This window comes from bacterium (assembly GCA_021372615.1).
Taxonomy (GTDB): domain Bacteria; phylum Armatimonadota; class Zipacnadia; order Zipacnadales; family UBA11051; genus JAJFUB01.
The window spans coordinates 32263-48591 of the sequence record JAJFUB010000074.1; the positions used below are offsets into that span (position 1 = coordinate 32263).

A 16329-nucleotide genomic window follows, 5' to 3' on the forward strand; every position below is an offset into this window, starting at 1 on the left:
TTTCCCTGCGCAAACTGATACACTGGCATCCATATCGGTACATCCCTATTGCGCCGAAGGACGAGCACTGATGAGAACCTGCAATAGCTGTGGGGCGCGTAACACCGCCGACGCCACGTTCTGCGTCCGCTGCGGGGCCTCGTTTGTGGACCTGGGCCGAGATCCGGCGGACGGGACCGATGCGTTCCTTGTGACACCGGAGAGGATCCCCGATACGCTCGTGGATCAGGCGGCCACGCAACTGGCCGATGGGGACGCGGCTGCTGCCATCGAGAACTGCCGTCGGGCAGTCGCGCTCAACCCCCGGCATGTAGAGGCCTACGCCGTGCTGGGCATGGCCTTCGAGCAGACGGGCGATCTGCCGGACGCGCTGGACGCCTACGACACCGTGCTGCGGCTGGCGCCGGATCGCGCGGTGGAGCGCCAGAAGGCGGCGCTGCTGCGCCTGCGCCTCGGCCATACGCCGCCGCCGGCTCCACGACGCGCCCATGGCGAGTCGGCGTTCTCGCGCGCGGTAGCCTGGTGCCAGGAGCAGATTCGCGCCAACCCGGCGCTGGCGGCGGGGCTCGGCGCGGCCGCAGTGGTGCTCATCATCGGCTCGATCCTGCTGGTCCATGCCGGGCGGGTACAGGCCCGCGAGCAACTCCAGGCCCAGTACGATAGCGAGATCCAACTCGCCCGCCAGGCCCTCGCCGCCCAGCAGTACGCCCAGGCGACGGCGCACTACCAGGCGGCCTGGCAGCTTCTTCCTGGCGATCGTAGCGTCCGCGATGAATGGGACCAGGCGTATCGCCTGTCGCAGATCGCGGCGGCGCAGTACGCGCGCGAGATGGAGATTGCAGGGGCGCCCAAGTACATACCCAACACCACGGGCCGTAACCCCTTCGAGCCGGTGCCCATCGCTGGCTCCACCCCGGCCGTGCCCCCACCGGCCGCGACGCAGCCGAGCGCGGCACTGACAGCGCCCATTCCGGGGACGCCTCCGCCGACGGTCAACGGTGGCGCGCGGCCGTACACCGGCTGGCAGCAGCCGACGCCCTCGGCGACGACGCCGACGGTGCCCACGCCGCCCAGCTCTCGGCGCACGACGACCGTGGGTGGCAACAAGATCATCACCCCGGTGACACCGCCCAAGCCGGTCGAGAAGCCGGCGGCGCCGGCCGCTACCGACACCAGTGGCAAGCGGGGCGGCGAGATCACGATCTGGATGAGCCCGAAGCAGTCAAGCCGGCCGGCGACGCCGCAGGCCACCGACACGAGCGCGGCATCCGATGCCGCGACGCTGCGCGCCCGGGGGGAGCAGGCGGGGCGAGCCGGACGGACCGATGAGGCCATCGGCGACCTGCAACGCGCCGCCAGCGCCTATGATGATCTCGCGCGCCGCGACCCGAACAACGCGGCCGCGCATAGCCAGGCCGCGGATACGTGCCGCGCCCGGATAGAAATCCTGCGCCAGCCCAACAGGTGAGGCCATGCCCCGCGCGTCGTTTGCTTTGCTGCTCGTCGTGATGGCGTCCCTGGCGCATGACGCGGGAGCGGCCACCGCACCGCGGTCCATCGGTCTCATCGTGGACGCCTCACCGACGACCCACCCGGTTGCCTTCATGCGCTTCGCCGATGCGCTGGTGGAGGCTCTCGCGGCCTCGCGCCAGTGGGAGCCGACGGTGCTGCACGCCGACAGCCCGGTCGTGCGGGTATCGGGCGCCACCTGGCCCCAGCCGACCCGAGACAACTGGATGACCGTCGCCGACGCGCTGCAGACGCTGCTGCTCACGACCGAACTGGATGATCTGGTGGTGCTGCGCCCCATCCCGGCGGCCACCAACGACCTGGAGGTCTTCTGGCTGCGGCAGGGCGAGAAGGAAGTCCGCCGCCTACACCTGTCCGAGCCGGGGGCCGGCGATCAGGCCTATGCGGCGCTGTCGCGGAAGCTCTTGGCGCAACTGGACCAGGGCACGCAGAGTGCGCCGCTGGCCGAGCGCTTCGCGCTCGTGCCACCGTCCACGCCCGCCACTCCGGCGGCTCCACCCGCCACTGCTCCGACTGCGCCAGCCTCGTCGTCCGCGCCGGCCACGGGAGCGGCCGTGGGGGTCGGCGGGCACGAGCCGCCGACGACCGTGGTGGCCGCCGCTCCCCCTGCGACGCCCGCTACACCTGCGACGGAGCTGACCAAGCCCGGGGCGACAGAGGCCCGACCGGGGGGCCAAGCCGCCAAGCCCGACGTGCCCGCCGCTCAGCCGGCGACCGAACCCGTGGGACCTCAGGCTCCGACGACACCGGCCACACCCGAGACGCCCGCCGTCCCAACAGGGCCGACGTCCCCGCCTGCCACGCCAACCACCGCGCCGCCGGCAGCCGCGCCCGCCAAACCCGGAGAGCCCTCGACATTCCTGACTGCCGCGCAGAAGCTCATCCGTGAAGGCGACCTGCGCCGGGCGGAGGATCTGCTCGTCAAAGCGCAGGATGCCGGCGACTCGCGCGCCCAGGTGTATGCTCTGTGGGCCGAATTGGAGAAGGCGCGCCAGAACCCGATTGCCGAGCGCGCGTGGCTGCAGCGCGCCCTGGCTGAGGACGACAGTCTCACTGCGGCCCATCTGCGCCTGGCCGAGCTGCTGCGCCTGTCCGGCCTGTGGCGCAAGGCCGCCGAGGAGTACCAGACCGTCATCAAGCAGGACCCGGCCAACGTGTACGGCTACGTGGGCCTGTCAGCACTCTATGCCCGACAGTCGCAACCACGGCGCGCGGCCGAGATTCTCACCGAGGCGGTGCAGCATGTCGCGCCGGACCCGAGCCTCTACCTGCGCATCGGCGCTCTGCACGCGCAGCGCCAGGCCTGGGCGGAGGCGGAGAATGCGTACGACCGCGCCGTGCGCCTGACCCAGGGCGTCCAGCGCGCCGAGGCTCTCGACCAGCTCGGCGACCTGTACCTGCAGGCCGGGCGCGACCGCGAGGGCTTCATCTGTTACGCCGAGGCCTCCAAGCTGCGCGCCGGTGGGTCGTCCACCATGGCCGAGAAGCGCTATGATCAGATCATGCGGGCTGCTGACGCCGCCCTGCTCGATACCAGTACCCGCGCGCAGGCTGCTCTCGAGGCCTACCTGGCGGGCCAGAACGTCTACCGCGAGGAAGTCTGGGCGGCCTTCAACGACTTCCGGACGCAGGTACAGGAGATGTCCAGCTTCATCGGCAGCGTAGTGCCGCCGGCGACGGCCAAGAGTGCGCATCTGGAGCGCAAGCTGGCCTACAGCCTGGCTACCGAGGCCGCGCTGGCCGGGCTGGACTACATTGACCAGGGCGCGAGCAAGCGGCAGCGCCTGGACGACTACCGCCGCCTGGTGGGTGAGGCGCTCACCACCATCCGGGGCCTCCAGCGCCCGGCCTAGCCGCGTGGGCGCGGACGTCCCGGACGTGCCATACAGAAAGGACTGGCGGGGTTGGAGGCCGTGGGCCGAGTACTTCTGATTGCGGGCCTGAGCCTGGCGGTGGTGGGGATAGGACTGATCGTGCTGGCGCGGCTGGGCGTGTCGTGGCGGCCGCTGCCGGGCGACATCATGGTGCGGCGGCCGGGCCTGGTGATCGCCGTACCTCTGGGGACGATGCTGCTGCTGAGCCTCGTGCTCACGCTGGTACTGAACTTCATCGCCTGGCTGCGGCGCTAGGGCAAGGGGCGGCGGCACAGGCAGCAGGGGGGCGTGGCACACATGCATCGCACTACCTGTGAAGACTGAGGGCACCGGACCATGTTGATGCACGAATGGCGCAAGTACCGAGACCGACAGATCAGCAAGGTGCTCAAGGAAGCGCGCGAGGCCGAGCCGGAAGGGGCGGCCGACGAGACCACCGCGGGCGAGAACCTGGCGCCGGCGGCTGTCGCGCAGCCGACGGAGCGTAACGGCGCCACCCTCAAGTCCGGCGCGCCCAGGCCGAAGCAGATACTGGAGCGGCTGACGGCGGGCAATGACGAGGTGCGCGAGAAGCTGGAGGCGCTCGACCTCCGTCAGCAGGTGCTGCCGCTGGACATCGAGGCGGCGGCCGCGCCCCCCAAGCGCACGGGCCGCGTGACCGAAAGCCGCGAGGAACTGGTCCAGCGCCTCATGGACCCGGTACTCTCGCTGGAAGAGGCCGCGATCCTGCTGGATGTCTGTCCCACGACGGTCCGGCGCTACACCAATCGGGGCGTGCTCAAATGCTATCGCACGCCGGGCAATCAGCGTCGCTTCCGCCTGTCGGAGATCATGAGCTTCATGGAGAGGCGCCAGCGGGGGAGCTAACGACCTGATTGCCCGGCCCGGAGCGCCATGGACAAACAGGTTCTGTTGATCGGCTGCATACCGAGCCTCGAACACGAACTGCGGGGGCACTGCGGTAACCGGCTGTTGGACTTCGTTGTCCTGCCGGACCTGCGCCATCCCACCTTCCTGGGCCTCCTGCACACCGCCGACGCGATTGTATTGCACCAGGGCGGCGCCCCTCGCGACCTCCCCAACGTCTGCGCCCACGTGCGCGGCCATACCCATCGGCCGCTGCTGGTGGTGCTACACGATGCCTCGGAGGACGCCATCGCCGAGGTGCTGACGGCCGGCGCCGATGATGCGATGGCGGCCTCGACCTCCCCCCGTGAACTGCTGGCGCGCCTGCGCGCCCACCTGCGGCGCGACCAGGAGTACGCCAACGGTCATGTCCGCCCGGCCGTCGCAGTGGGAGAGCTGCTGCTGGACACCGCCCGGCACGAGGTGCAGGTGCGGGGCCGAGCGGTGGACCTGACGCCGCGCGAGTTCGACCTGCTCGAGCACCTGGCGCGCCACGCGGGACGAGCCGTGCGCCGGCAGGAGCTGCTGGAGGAGGTGTGGGGCTACAACAGCGAGATGACCACCCGCACGCTAGATGTGCATGTCGGCCGCCTACGCCAGAAGGTCGAGCACAACCCGCGCGAGCCGCAGATGATCGTGACCGTGCCGGGGGTGGGGTACAAGCTCAAGGGCGGCTAGGAGCGGGGCTTTGGTCGGCCTGAGGGGTGTCGGTGACTGCCACCGTCCGTGTCGCGGCTTCCCAGCGGACGGCGCAACCCAGGGCCTCGCCGGCCAGCCGCAGGGGCAGATACGTCACGCCATCCACCAGCAGCGGCGGCACGGCGAGTTGCACCGGATTGCGGTTCACCTGCGCGACAGGCGTCCGCACCCACATCTCCACCAGGGACCCGGCGCGGCGCAGCTCGATCTTGCGCTCCGTCGGGTACCACTGTATCTGCGCCCCGAGGGCCGCGCACACGTCGCGCATGGGCAGCAACAGGGCTCCCGCCCGCTGAACGACAGGATGCGTGGGGGCCAGCGGCCGTCCGTTGATCACGACCTTCGGGCCCTGCGCGAGCGCTGCGCCCGGTGCGAGCCAGGCGAGGACCAACAGTACAGCGAGGGCCTGGCGAAGCGGGGGACAGGGCCCTATGGCCCCGACTCTCGCTGCCCGGCCCTCGCCGCGACACGACTGTTGTTCACGTGACTTCATGGCTTGTGCTTGCTCAGTAGCTCCAGCATCGCCGCGGCGTCCACGAACCCCACCGAGCGATCCCTCTCCTTGCCGCTCGCATCCAGGAACACGACGGTCGGTATGCCGGTTACGCCGAACTGCGCTGCGGTCTGCTGGTTGGCGTCCACGTCCAGCCGTACGGCAATGTACTTCCCCGCTGCCGCCACGACTTCCGTCTGGGGCCAGGTCTCCTCATCCATCAGGCGACACGGTCCGCACCAGGTGGCGAAGAAGTCCACAAGGATCGGCTTGTGCTGGGTCCGGGCTGCCTCAAGGGCCTCGGGCAGGGACGTGAGCCAGGCGATCTTGCCGGTGTCGGCGGCGGGCTCAGCCGTGGCCTGTCCCGCGCCGGAGTTACTGGGCCAACGTCCGACAGCGAGGGTGGCCAGCAGGATCGCTACAACGGCCACTACAAGTATGCTCTTCCACATGCGCATTCAGACTCCTGTTTCCGCCCCTACAAGACGACCTCTTCCACCTTGGCGCCATGAGCGAGGGTCTTGCCGACCTTGCACAGCTCGAAGGCACTCTCGACGATCTTGCGCTGACGGGCGTCGAGCTGCTGTGGCATCGTGACCGCGGCGCGGAAGTTGTCCACACGCTTGCCGTCGTCCACCAAGTCGGCGGTGACCTTGACTTCGAGACCCTCGTACGGAATGCCCTTGTTCAGGCAGGTGAGGGCGATGACCATGCCGAGGCAGTTGCCCAGGGAAGCCAGGAGGCTCTCGGGGGGCAGCATGCCCTCATCTTCGCCGCCCATGGCAGGAGGCACGTCACAGTAGGACTGATGTCCGCGGGCCTCGCCACAAAAACGCGTCTTGCCCACATTGCGGCACGTCACTTCAAGGCTACCAGTCATGGTCGTTCTCTCCCGTCTTTATTGTCGTATTCTCGATAACACTTGAATTATAGCCAGATCATCTTGTTTGTCAAGGGGGTTCTTTGCCCGTCCGGCTACCAGCGCCTCCGGGCTCGCCCGCCACCCAGCCATCTGTGGTATAATGATTGGCGTTGTTGCGAGAGGAGGTCTCAGTTGCCCCGGAAGCTCACCCAGCGGTTGGACTGGACGCTGTTGCTGGCCGTCCTGCTGCTTGTCGCCGTCGGGTGCCTGATGATCTACAGTTCCACCCGGGCGGAGCAGGGCGCGCGCAAGCTCATGCTGCAGTTGGTGTGGTTGGCGCTGGGGCTGGTCATTCTGGCCTCGGTCACGGTGGTGGACTACAACCGCCTGGTGAACCTCGCTGTCCCCTTCCTCGGCTTCTGTGGCTTCCTGCTGATCGTGGTGCTCTTCACCGGCCACCTGGTCAAGGGGGCCGAGCGCTGGATCCCCCTCGGGCCCCTGAATATCCAGCCCTCCGAGTTGCTCAAGCTCGCCCTGATCCTGTTCCTGGGGGGCTTCCTGGCCAGCCGCGAGGAGGAGGCCCATGACTTCGGTCTGGTGTTGACCTCCCTGGCCTACGTGGGGGCGCCGACGCTGCTCGTGCTGGCCCAGCCAGACCTGGGCACACCGGTGTTGATCTTCCTGGTGTGGCTGGCCATGCTGTTTGTGGCCGGGGCGCGGGTGCTGCAACTGGGGGCCATCGCCTTTGCGTTCATCATGCTGTTCACGGCCGCCTGGGGGCTGAACATCATCCGCCCGCACCAGAAGCAGCGCCTGACCGCGTTCATCAACCCGGACGCGGACCCGCACGGGCAGGGCTGGCAACTCAAGCAGTCGCTCATCGCCGTTGGCTCCGGGCACCTGCTCGGCCAGGGCGTCTTCAAGGGCACTCAGAGCCGGCTGCAGTTTGTGCCCGACCAGGAGACGGACTTCATCTTCACGGTCATCGGTGAGGAGTTGGGCTTCGTGGGGTCGGTCGCAGTGCTGGCGCTGTTCGGGCTGGTTCTGTATCGGGCCGTGAGCATCGCGGCGGAGGCCAAGGACACCAGCGGCCGGCTGATTGCCAGCGGCGTAGCCGCGATGCTGCTGGTCCACATCGTCGTCAATGTCGGCATGGCGCTGGGCATGATGCCCGTGAAGGGCATGCCCTTGCCGTTTGTGAGCTACGGCGGCAGTAACATGCTGACGATGATGGCGGCGGCCGGACTGCTGCAGAGCGTGTACATCCACCGCCAGAAGATCACCTTCTGATCGCTACCGGCGACCAGGGAGCGTCGGCGGCGGGAGGCGAGGCCCCGGCGCGAGACGTTCGTACCTCATGTCGAAGCCAACTCCACCGAGATCGCGTGCGATTGATGGCAACAGAGTCACCCGAGCGCGTCCCCTCGCTCCGGCAGCGGCGACGCCGACCGGGGCATGTGCTGTTGCTGCTGTTGCCGGTCGCCATCCTGGCGCTCCCGGCGCAGGAGGCCCAACGCTTGCAGATCACCACACCGGTTGTGCGTGTACCGGGACTGCCACCGGAGTTCGCCGGGCTGCGCCTGGCACTCCTGGCCGACATCCACCGCGGGCCGTTCATGTCCGAGCGGCGCGTGGTGCGACTCGTGCACAGGACCAACGAGCAGAAGCCCGATGTCGTCGCCCTCGGCGGGGACTATGTGCACCGCAACCGCAAGTATATCCCCTCGGTATGGAAGGACCTGGGCGGGCTTCACGCCCCGCTGGGCGTGTATGCCGTCCTGGGCAACCACGACCACTGGGAGGGCGCCGAACTCACCGCGAAGGCCATGGCCCATGCCCACATCACGAACCTGACCAACCGCAGCGTGCGCCTGCAGCGGGGCAAGCACTCCCTCGTCATCGCGGGCCTGGATGACCCGTGGGCGGGGCGCCCGGACCTGCCGGCGGCGCTGGCGGGTGTTGGGCCCCGCGAGGTTGCCATCGTCATCTGTCACAATCCCGACTACGTCGAGCAGGCCCACGACCCGCGGGTGAAGCTGTGGCTGACGGGGCACACGCACGGTGGGCAGGTCTGCCTGCCGGGTGGTCGGCCCCTCGTCAACATCTCCCGCTGCGGCTATGTCAGCGGCCTGAGGCAGCTTCAGGGGACGCAAGTCTACACGACGCGCGGGGTCGGCACGGTGGCGCCGCCGGTGCGCTGGAACTGCCCGGCCGAGTTGCCGGTCATAGAGCTGCAGCCCGCGACGCCGCACGCGAAGGCTGGTGAGTAGATGCGCGTCCGAGTAGCCGCCATCGTCGTGCATGAGGGCCGTGTCCTGCTGGTCTCCACCAAGCGCGGGAAGCCGGGCTATCTCGTCCCGCCCGGTGGGGGGGTGGAGGAGGGCGAGGGGCTGGCGGAGGCGGTGGAGCGCGAGGTGCGCGAAGAGGCGGGGCTGGTGGTGCGAGCGGGCAAGCTGCTGGCATACCGCGAGCTGCAGATGAGCCGGGGCCTGGCGCTGGAGCTGTACCTGAGCGCGTGGCTCGACCCCGGCGAGGCCCCTCCCGACGAGCCGGCGGAGGAGCGAGACGTCCTGTGGGTGGCACTGGACGAGCTGCCCGGCCTGCCGCACTTCCCGGAGCAACTGGCCGAGCTGGCGTGCCTCTCCGCGTCCGGTGAGGGCGGGGCGCTGTTCCTGGGAACAGCCGATCTGCGGGCGGTCGTCGAGGCGTCAAACATGACGAAGAGGGAAGCGAACGGTGAGTAAGCGCCTGTGGCAGATCGTCGTGGCCGCCGCGGTCGTTCTTGTGCTGGGCATCCTGGTGGGCCTGTACGCGACCGGGCGCCTGCCCGGCCGGCAGGCGGCAGTAACGCAGCCGGTGCCGCCGACCCCAGAGCGCACGACGACACGGCAGCCCCGGCCGCGACCGGCGGGCCTGTCCCTGCGCGGCCAGGTGGAGGCCGCCCAGACCCGGGAAGTCACGTCGCCGCGGGACGGCCGCGTCGTGGCCCTGGGGTGCAGCGAGAGACAGCCCGTAGCCCAGGGGCAGTTGCTCATGCAGGTGGACGTGCCGGCCCTGCGCCAGCAGCTTGCGGACGCCAAGAAGCGCCAGGCGCATCTGCAGGCCCTGCTGGAGAAGGCCGATGACCCGGAGTTGAGGGACAAGCTGCAGGCGGCGGAGGCACACGCGTCCGAGGCGGTCGCGAAGCAGCAGCAGATGCAGGCGGAGCTAAGCGAGTTCGAGAGCCAGCACCCCGAGGTCGCGGCGGTGCTCAACACCTACCAGGCGGCGCAGGCCGAGGCAGCGAGCGCCGACCTCGCCTACCAGAACGCCCAGCGCGCGCTCGACGAGGCTCAGAAACAGATCGCGACCACGGGCAAGCGCTCGGCCCAGTACGACCAGGTGATGAGCCGGTACCAGGCCGCCTACGCGCGCCAGCGGGCCGCCCAGAGCAGTCTGGAGCAGGCGCGTGGAGCGCGATGGCGGCTGCAGAGCGATGCGGTCAAGCTCAACGTCCTGCGCCAGCGTGTTGCGAGCGGCAAGAACCTGGTTCCCCAGGCCCAGGCGGCGCTGGAGAAGCTGCGCCGGCGGCCCGAGGTGGCCATGATCGCCAAAGGCAAGCAGCAGGCGGAGGAGGCTGCCGCGCAGGTGTCTCGTCTGGAGGCCGAGGTGGCGAAGCTGGCGCTCACCGCGCCAGCCAGTGGCCTGCTGCGGGAGGTCAGGGCTCGCCCCGGCCAGCAGGTGCGGGCGGGGCAGTGCGTGGCCGTCATCAGCGAGAGTGGCGGCGCCCGTCTCGTCTTCCAGGCCAGCCTGAAGGACGGTCAGCGTCTGGCAGTCGGCATGAAGGCGACTGTCAGCCTGCCTGACGGCAGCACCTTCGCCGGGACGCTCAGTCAACTCGCCCCGGAGAAGACACTGGTGCGCGTCTACGTCGTGCCGCTCAAGTACAGGGAACAGCCTGCCCCGGGGACGCCCCTGACCGTGAAGCTGTAGGCCTCCCGCCCCCGGCCTGCGCGCAGGTCCCCCGCCGTGTCTTGTCCAACCTGACTCCGCCCGGCCGCATGGGCCACACGTGCGGCCGCGCGGAGGTGCCGGATGCCCGCTCGCCGCCTCGTCTGCTGCCTGCTCCTGCTGATCCCCTCACTCCTGTGCGCCGCCCCGCATCTCTTCTGGGCCTCCAGCCCGGTGGCGCCGGGAGAGACCGTGCTGCTCGTCGGTGACGAGCTGGCCGCGGTCACGGTGTCTCTCTCCCGCCTGCCCGACAGTCCCAAGGACCCCAGGCAGGCCGTCGAGATCACGGGCGCGGGCCTGATGCAGCCCACCAACGGCTCGGTCAAGTTCGTGGTTCCGGCGTCGTGGCGGCGGGGGCTGTACCGGTGCGAGGTGAAGAGCGCCACCGGCGCGGCGACGACCCTCCTGAACCGGCCGGTCATCTGGTGGCTGCAGGGCGAGGGGCATGTGGAGCTGCCGCCGGGGGAGCGGCTGCACCTGTTCGGCAACTGCCTGGGCAACACCGAGCAGCGGCCGGTGACGGTCGAGCTGACCGGGCCGAAGACCGTGCGGCTGCAGGCGCCCGCGGGGGTGGAGATCGTGACCACCCTCCCCTCGAGCCTGCCCGAGGGCTCGTACCAGGTGCGCCTGAGCAACGGCTACGGCGGCGCTGCGGCCTGGAGCGACCCCGTGCCGCTGACGGTCCGCCGCGAGCAGCCGTGGCCGACGCAGCGCTTTGACGTGACGGACTTCGGCGCGGATCCCCAGGGACAGGCGGACTGCAGTGCCGCCGTGGCCGCCGCCATCGCCAAAGCGGCCGCGGGCAGCGGCGGGGTCGTGTTCTTCCCGCGCGGGCGCTATCAACTGACGCAGACGATCGAGCTGCCGCGCTTCGTGACGCTCCAGGGCGAGGGGCGCGAGTTGGTCAACCTCTACTGGCCGGACCTGAGGGATCCCCTCCCGGCGCAGATCAAGGGCACGAACTCCTTCGCCCTCCAAGACCTCACGCTCTACTGCAGCAACTACAGCCGCTTCCTGGTGGGTGACGACCGGCAGCCCGAGGCGGGTCACGTTCGCCTGGAGCGCCTCACGATCCGCGCCGACCGCTACCGGGGCCACATGACCGCCGATGAGGTGGACCGCCGGATGCGCAGCGGCGGGGGCAACCAGTGCCCGCTGCTGTCGCTGGGCGGGCGCGATGTCGTCATCACCGATTGCGACCTGCAGTCCAGCGGCATGGTGTTCTGGCTGTCGCGGCTGCGCGGCGCATACGTCGCGCGCAACACGCTGCGCAACGGGCGCTGGGGCTGGTACTGTCTGTCCGGCAGCGATGGCGTGATCCTCGACGGCAACCGGTTCATCGGCGGCGACCTCATGGCCACCGGCGGGGGGCTGAACTGTCTGGACGGCTCCTCGTATTCCCAGCACGTCTACTATGCTCACAACACGCTCACCGACATGTTCGGGTGGGACCGCGAGGCCATGACCTCGGACGCCGGTGGGGGCGCGTACTTCGGCAAGGTCGCCGCCTCCACGCCGACGGTGACGACCACGGCCGAGGACACGAAGGACGGTGCGCGCTGGGGCGGGGGCGGTGTCTACATCCTCGACGGCAAGGGCATGGGCCAGTACCGCCGCGTGGCGGCGATCAACGGCCGCGAGATCACCGTGGACCGCCCCTGGGACGTGCCGCCCGACGCGACCTCGATCCTCACCGTCTGCGCCTTCCAGGGCCGCTGCCTCTTCGTCGGCAATGACTTCACCGATGCCGGCGTGGCGCTGCAGTTCTATGGCAACGCCATCGAGCACCTCATGATCGGCAACGTGTCGCGGCGCACGGCCGGCTTCCACAACTTCGGCATGAACTACAGCAACGGCATCCAGCCCAGTTGGTACCTGCAGTGGCTCGACAACACCATCAGCGAGGGCAACACCTACTGGAGCGATCACGACAACTGGCGGCTGTCGGGCGAGGCGCACATCGGCGTCTACATCTTCCCCCCGGCCGCCAACTGGCAGACGCCGCTGACGCTGGGGACGATGGTGCGGCGCAACAAGCTGCAGAGCAACGCCCACATCATGCTGGGCTGCGAGTGGAACGGCCCCGGGGCGGACCGGCCGGGGCGACACGTGCGCGATGCCATCGTGGAGCACAACCAGATCGCCCGGTCCGAACTGGGCATCTACGCATACACGCCGGTCGAGGGCCTGGTCATCCGCGAGAACAGGTTCGACCGCGTCCGCCGGCCGCTGGACGGGCCGGGGCTGGCGGGGGCCTACGTGACGCCGGAGGAGCGGGCAGTGGGTCTGCGGGCGACGCTGCTGGCGATGGGGGCCGACCTGGGCCTGTGGCCGGCGGGCGCCAACTCAGCGACGCCCGAGCCACTGGCCGCGAAGCTGGAGGCGTTGGTGGCACGGGTGCGAGAGGGCGGGGTACAAGCCCCTGAGGCCGGCGGGGTACGAGCCCCCGCCCTGCAGTGGGAGGGTCTGCGGCTGATCCTGACGGAGGCGGGGCGCAAGTTCCCGCAGGGCCTGCCCATGGAGAAGGTCGCGCCCTACCTGGGCCTGCGCATGGTGATGCCCTGGTCGGCGCCGCTGCACAACCACCTGCAGGGCCGGCCCGGCGGCGGGCCGTCGCGCCTGGACCTGACGGTCACCTCCAGTGGTGTCGTGGCCGAGCCGATGAGTGTCCGGGCGGAGGTCACCGTGCCTGCGGGCTGGCAGGCCTCGCCGGGCCAGGAGGTGTCCCTGCCGCCGGGCGGCAAGGCGGACCTAAGCGTGCCGGTCGTTGTGCCCGAGAAGGCCTGGGCTGGGCATGAGCTGCCGGTGGCGCTGCTGGTGCAGGTCGGCGACACGAGCCTGCGCCTGAACCAGACGATCCGCGTGGGCAGTGGCTTCATCACGCAGTGGGCGGTGCTCGGCCCGTTCGCCAACAAGGCGGGCGAGCCGCTGGACCGGACGCTGCGCCCGCCGGACGACGGCGTGGACTTCGCCGCCGCCTACGACGGCGTCGCGGGCAAGGTGTCCTGGACGCCGGTGACACAGTATGAGAACGGGTTCTGGATCAACTTCGCCAGGCTGTTCGGTCAGCCGCAGGGCGGGACGGCGTACATCGCCGCGTGCCTCAACGCGCCAAGGGCCATGCCGGCGCAGATTCGTCTGGGCTGCTCGGGCGGGGCGGTGGCGATGGCGAACGGGGAGGTGGTGTGGACGTGGGAGAAGTCGCAGGGGGCCGGACCGGGGCAGTTCGCATTCCCCATCCACCTCAAGGCCGGTGACAATGCGCTGGTGCTGAAGCTGTCGAGCGTGACCGAGCAGTGGACGGAGGTCTGCGAGATCGGCCCGGCGCCCGGCGGGGAGCCGCTCACGGGCGTGACGGTCGTTCCGGCCGGGGAACTCAAGGGACGCCCGTGCTTCGCCCCACCACAGCGCTCCGGCTCCCCCACCGATCAGCCCCAACACACCGGCGGCGTGAACTGGAAGCTACGGTATGCCGACGACCTCAGCCGCCCGACCCTCGGCCCGCGCTGGCTGGTGGGGTCGGGCAACTGGAAGATCACCGAGGGGGTGTTGTACTCCAGCGGTACCGCGTTCCTGTGCTATGCCGAGAAGGTCCCGGCGCCGGTGCGCATCGAATATGACGCCCGCGCCGCCACGGCCGCGCTGGGCGACCTGTCGGCCTGCTGGCTGAAGGACCCGAAGGACTACCAGAGCGGCCTGCTGTGCGGCTTCGGCGCCAACGGGAACACGGTGAACAAGGTCGTCCTCGGTGGCGAGCAGGTAGCGCAGTCGGCCGGGCCGCTGGTGAGGCCGAACACCTGGCACCACGTCATCGTCCAGATCCTGCCGTCGGGCAAGGTGCAGTTGATCGTGGACGATCAGCTATCGCTGGAGCAGCAGATCAGTCCCGGCGAGGCCAAGTTCCCGGGCCTCTGGAGTTGGGGGGCGGAGGGGTCGTTCCGGAGTATCAGAATCTGGGCCCCGTAGAGGGACCCACCTGGAGGGCACTTCATCGTGCAACTCAACTTCCGCCAAGTCCATCTCGACTTCCACACCAGCGAGGCCATTGCTGGCATTGGTGCTGACTTTGACGCCAACGAGTTCGCCGATACGCTGGCCGCCGCGAGTGTGAACTCCATCACGTGCTTCTCCCGCTGCCACCACGGGTGGATCTATCACGATACGGCGCAGTTCCCCGAGCGGCGGCATCCGCATCTGACCTGCAATCTCCTGGCCCGACAGATCGAGGCCTGCCATGCGCGGGGCATTCGTGTGCCCATCTACATTACCGTGCGCTGGGACCACTTCACCGCCCGGCAACACCCCGAGTGGCTCGTCGTGGATGAGAACGGGACGTTCGTGGGCACCAAGCCCTATGACGCGGGCTTCTACCGGCAACTGTGCCTCAACAGCCCCTACGTGGACTTCCTGGAGCAGCAGACGCTCGAGGTGTGCCGCACGCTGCCGACCGACGGCCTCTTCTTCGACATCGTCTTCCCTACCGCGTGTAGCTGCGAGCACTGCAAGCGTGACATGATCGCCGCGGGGCTGGACCCGTCCGACGCGGCGGCCCGCAAGAAGTTCGCCGACCGGGTGCTGCTGAAGTTCGAGGAGCGGATGACGGCGGCCGTGCACAGCGTCCAGCCGGAGGCGACCATCTTCTACAACGGCGGCCACGTCGGTCCGTACCACCGGGGCATCCTGCACAGCTACACGCACCTGGAGCTGGAGTCGCTGCCCAGCGGCGGCTGGGGCTACATGCACTTCCCCGTCGCCCAGCGCTTCGCGCGGACCCTCGGTGTGCCCACGCTGGGCATGACCGGCAAGTTCCACACCTCGTGGGGCGACTTCTCCTCCTACAAGAACCAGCCGGCGCTGGAGTTCGAGTGCTTCAACATGGTCGCCATGGGCGCGCAGTGCTCCGTGGGCGACCAGCTCCACCCCTCCGGCAAGATAGACGCCGAGACCTACAAGCTCACCGGCAGCGTGTACAGCCAGATCGAGGCGATCGAGCCGTGGTGCCGGGGGGCCGAGCCGGTGGCGGAGATCGGCGTGTTCACCCCCGAGGAGTTCCTCGGCGGCGGGCACGGCGCCATGCGCCCGGCGATCATCGGCGCCACGCGTATCCTGCAGGAGCTGCGGCAGCAGTTCGACATCATTGACAGCCAATCGGACCTGAGCCGCTACAAGCTGCTCATCCTGCCCGACGAGATCCCGACCGACGACAGGCTGGCCGAGAAGCTCCAGCAGTTCGTGCAGGCGGGCGGAGCGCTGATCGCGTCGTACCAGTCGGGCCTGAACCCCGAGGGACAGGGCTTCAATCTGGCGGCGCTCGGCGTGGACGACCTGGGCGAGGCGCCGTACTCGCCCGACTTCATTCTGGCCGGCAAGCTGGGCGGGGCGCGACCGGACACCGGGCAGGTCATGTATAGCCAGGGGCGGCAGGTAGCGCCGCGCGCGGGCACCGAGGTGCTGTCCGGGATGATCCAGCCGTACTTCAACCGGACCTGGGAGCACTTCTGCTCGCATCGGCACACGCCCGCCGACAAGCCGGCGACCTACCCGGGGGGGACACGCTGCGGCAACTGCATCTACCTCATGCACCCGCTCTTCGGCCTGTACGAGGCGAAGGCGCCGCTGTGGTGCAAGGAACTGGTGCGCGGGGCGCTGGACCTGCTGCTGCCCGAGCCGGTGCTGCGGGTAGAGGGGCCGTCCACGCTGCAGGCGTCGCTGAACGTGCAGCCCGAGCAGGGCCGGCAGATCATCCACCTGCTGCACTATATCCCCGAGCGGCGCGGCCGCGAGTTCGACATCATCGAGGATGTCATCCCGCTGTACAACGTAGGGGTGTCGGTGCGCGTGGGCGCGCGTGTCGCCACGCGCGTCACCCTCGAGCCGCAAGGGGACGAGCTGCCGTTCGAGCAGCGGGGCGGCCGTGTGGAGTTCGTGGTGCCGGAGCTGAACGGGCACCAGATCGTCGTTGTGCAGTGACAACA

14 protein-coding genes are annotated in these 16329 nt (G+C 69.4%); 11 read left to right on the forward strand and 3 right to left on the reverse strand.

Going from position 1 to position 16329, the window contains the following annotated elements; translation table 11 throughout:
* Positions 1–70: 70 nt before the first annotated feature.
* The 5 genes from LLH23_10805 to LLH23_10825 all read left to right on the forward strand — a co-directional run bounded on the left by LLH23_10805 (position 71) and on the right by LLH23_10825 (position 4988).
* Complete coding sequence (locus LLH23_10805) at positions 71–1468, forward strand: tetratricopeptide repeat protein (GenBank protein ID MCE5238969.1); 1398 nt, start codon at positions 71–73, stop codon at positions 1466–1468.
* A 4-nt stretch (positions 1469–1472) separates the two neighbouring features.
* Positions 1473–3383, forward strand: a complete 1911-nt coding sequence (locus tag LLH23_10810; GenBank protein MCE5238970.1) for a hypothetical protein — start codon at positions 1473–1475, stop codon at positions 3381–3383.
* A 60-nt stretch (positions 3384–3443) separates the two neighbouring features.
* Positions 3444–3659, forward strand: coding sequence for a DUF2905 family protein (locus LLH23_10815; GenBank protein MCE5238971.1), 216 nt, complete (start codon positions 3444–3446; stop codon positions 3657–3659).
* An 81-nt stretch (positions 3660–3740) separates the two neighbouring features.
* Positions 3741–4271: a helix-turn-helix domain-containing protein gene (locus tag LLH23_10820; protein MCE5238972.1), complete on the forward strand. Its 531-nt coding sequence runs from the start codon at positions 3741–3743 to the stop codon at positions 4269–4271.
* A gap of 27 nt (positions 4272–4298) precedes the next feature.
* Complete coding sequence (locus tag LLH23_10825) at positions 4299–4988, forward strand: winged helix-turn-helix domain-containing protein (protein MCE5238973.1); 690 nt, start codon at positions 4299–4301, stop codon at positions 4986–4988.
* Here the strand turns inward: LLH23_10825 and LLH23_10830 are convergent.
* Genes LLH23_10830 through LLH23_10840 form a run of 3 tightly spaced genes read right to left on the reverse strand, consistent with a single transcriptional unit; the run spans position 4975 to position 6382 of the window.
* Positions 4975–5502 carry a copper amine oxidase N-terminal domain-containing protein gene (locus LLH23_10830; GenBank protein MCE5238974.1) on the reverse strand — a complete coding sequence of 176 codons (528 nt, stop codon included), beginning with the start codon at positions 5500–5502 and terminating at the stop codon, positions 4975–4977. The genes LLH23_10825 and LLH23_10830 overlap by 14 nt on opposite strands.
* Entirely contained in the window at positions 5499–5954 is a 456-nt protein-coding gene (locus tag LLH23_10835) for a thioredoxin family protein (GenBank protein ID MCE5238975.1), read from the reverse strand. The genes LLH23_10830 and LLH23_10835 overlap by 4 nt, the downstream gene beginning before the upstream one ends.
* 26 nt (positions 5955–5980) lie before the next feature.
* Positions 5981–6382 carry an OsmC family protein gene (locus LLH23_10840; GenBank protein MCE5238976.1) on the reverse strand — a complete coding sequence of 134 codons (402 nt, stop codon included), beginning with the start codon at positions 6380–6382 and terminating at the stop codon, positions 5981–5983.
* Between the two features lie 174 nt (positions 6383–6556).
* Here LLH23_10840 and rodA point away from each other — a divergent pair, with 174 nt between their 5' ends.
* The 6 genes from rodA to LLH23_10870 all read left to right on the forward strand — a co-directional run bounded on the left by rodA (position 6557) and on the right by LLH23_10870 (position 16324).
* Positions 6557–7654, forward strand: coding sequence for a rod shape-determining protein RodA (gene rodA / locus LLH23_10845; protein ID MCE5238977.1), 1098 nt, complete (start codon positions 6557–6559; stop codon positions 7652–7654).
* Between the two features lie 104 nt (positions 7655–7758).
* The gene (locus LLH23_10850) at positions 7759–8634 is read left to right on the forward strand and encodes a metallophosphoesterase (protein ID MCE5238978.1); all 876 of its coding nucleotides are present in this window, start codon (positions 7759–7761) and stop codon (positions 8632–8634) included.
* Entirely contained in the window at positions 8635–9108 is a 474-nt protein-coding gene (locus LLH23_10855) for an NUDIX domain-containing protein (GenBank protein MCE5238979.1), read from the forward strand. It abuts the gene before it with no gap.
* On the forward strand, positions 9101–10336 hold the full coding sequence (locus LLH23_10860) for an HlyD family efflux transporter periplasmic adaptor subunit (protein MCE5238980.1): 1236 nt from the start codon (positions 9101–9103) through the stop codon (positions 10334–10336). The genes LLH23_10855 and LLH23_10860 overlap by 8 nt, the downstream gene beginning before the upstream one ends.
* 102 nt (positions 10337–10438) lie before the next feature.
* Complete coding sequence (locus tag LLH23_10865; GenBank protein MCE5238981.1) at positions 10439–14320, forward strand: NEW3 domain-containing protein; 3882 nt, start codon at positions 10439–10441, stop codon at positions 14318–14320.
* A gap of 27 nt (positions 14321–14347) precedes the next feature.
* Complete coding sequence (locus LLH23_10870) at positions 14348–16324, forward strand: beta-galactosidase trimerization domain-containing protein (protein ID MCE5238982.1); 1977 nt, start codon at positions 14348–14350, stop codon at positions 16322–16324.
* The last annotated feature ends 5 nt before the right edge of the window (positions 16325–16329 follow it).

Excerpts from the sequence above, each read along its gene's own strand:
- LLH23_10805 (MCE5238969.1), top strand. The coding sequence starts at position 71 with ATGAGAACCTGCAATAGCTGTGGGGCGCGTAACACCGCCGACGCCACG.
- LLH23_10810 (MCE5238970.1), top strand. The coding sequence starts at position 1,473 with ATGCCCCGCGCGTCGTTTGCTTTGCTGCTCGTCGTGATGGCGTCCCTG.
- LLH23_10820 (MCE5238972.1), top strand. The coding sequence starts at position 3,741 with ATGTTGATGCACGAATGGCGCAAGTACCGAGACCGACAGATCAGCAAG.
- LLH23_10825 (MCE5238973.1), top strand. The coding sequence starts at position 4,299 with ATGGACAAACAGGTTCTGTTGATCGGCTGCATACCGAGCCTCGAACAC.
- LLH23_10830 (MCE5238974.1), bottom strand. The coding sequence starts at position 5,502 with ATGAAGTCACGTGAACAACAGTCGTGTCGCGGCGAGGGCCGGGCAGCG.
- LLH23_10835 (MCE5238975.1), bottom strand. The coding sequence starts at position 5,954 with ATGTGGAAGAGCATACTTGTAGTGGCCGTTGTAGCGATCCTGCTGGCC.
- LLH23_10840 (MCE5238976.1), bottom strand. The coding sequence starts at position 6,382 with ATGACTGGTAGCCTTGAAGTGACGTGCCGCAATGTGGGCAAGACGCGT.
- LLH23_10850 (MCE5238978.1), top strand. The coding sequence starts at position 7,759 with ATGGCAACAGAGTCACCCGAGCGCGTCCCCTCGCTCCGGCAGCGGCGA.
- LLH23_10855 (MCE5238979.1), top strand. The coding sequence starts at position 8,635 with ATGCGCGTCCGAGTAGCCGCCATCGTCGTGCATGAGGGCCGTGTCCTG.
- LLH23_10865 (MCE5238981.1), top strand. The coding sequence starts at position 10,439 with ATGCCCGCTCGCCGCCTCGTCTGCTGCCTGCTCCTGCTGATCCCCTCA.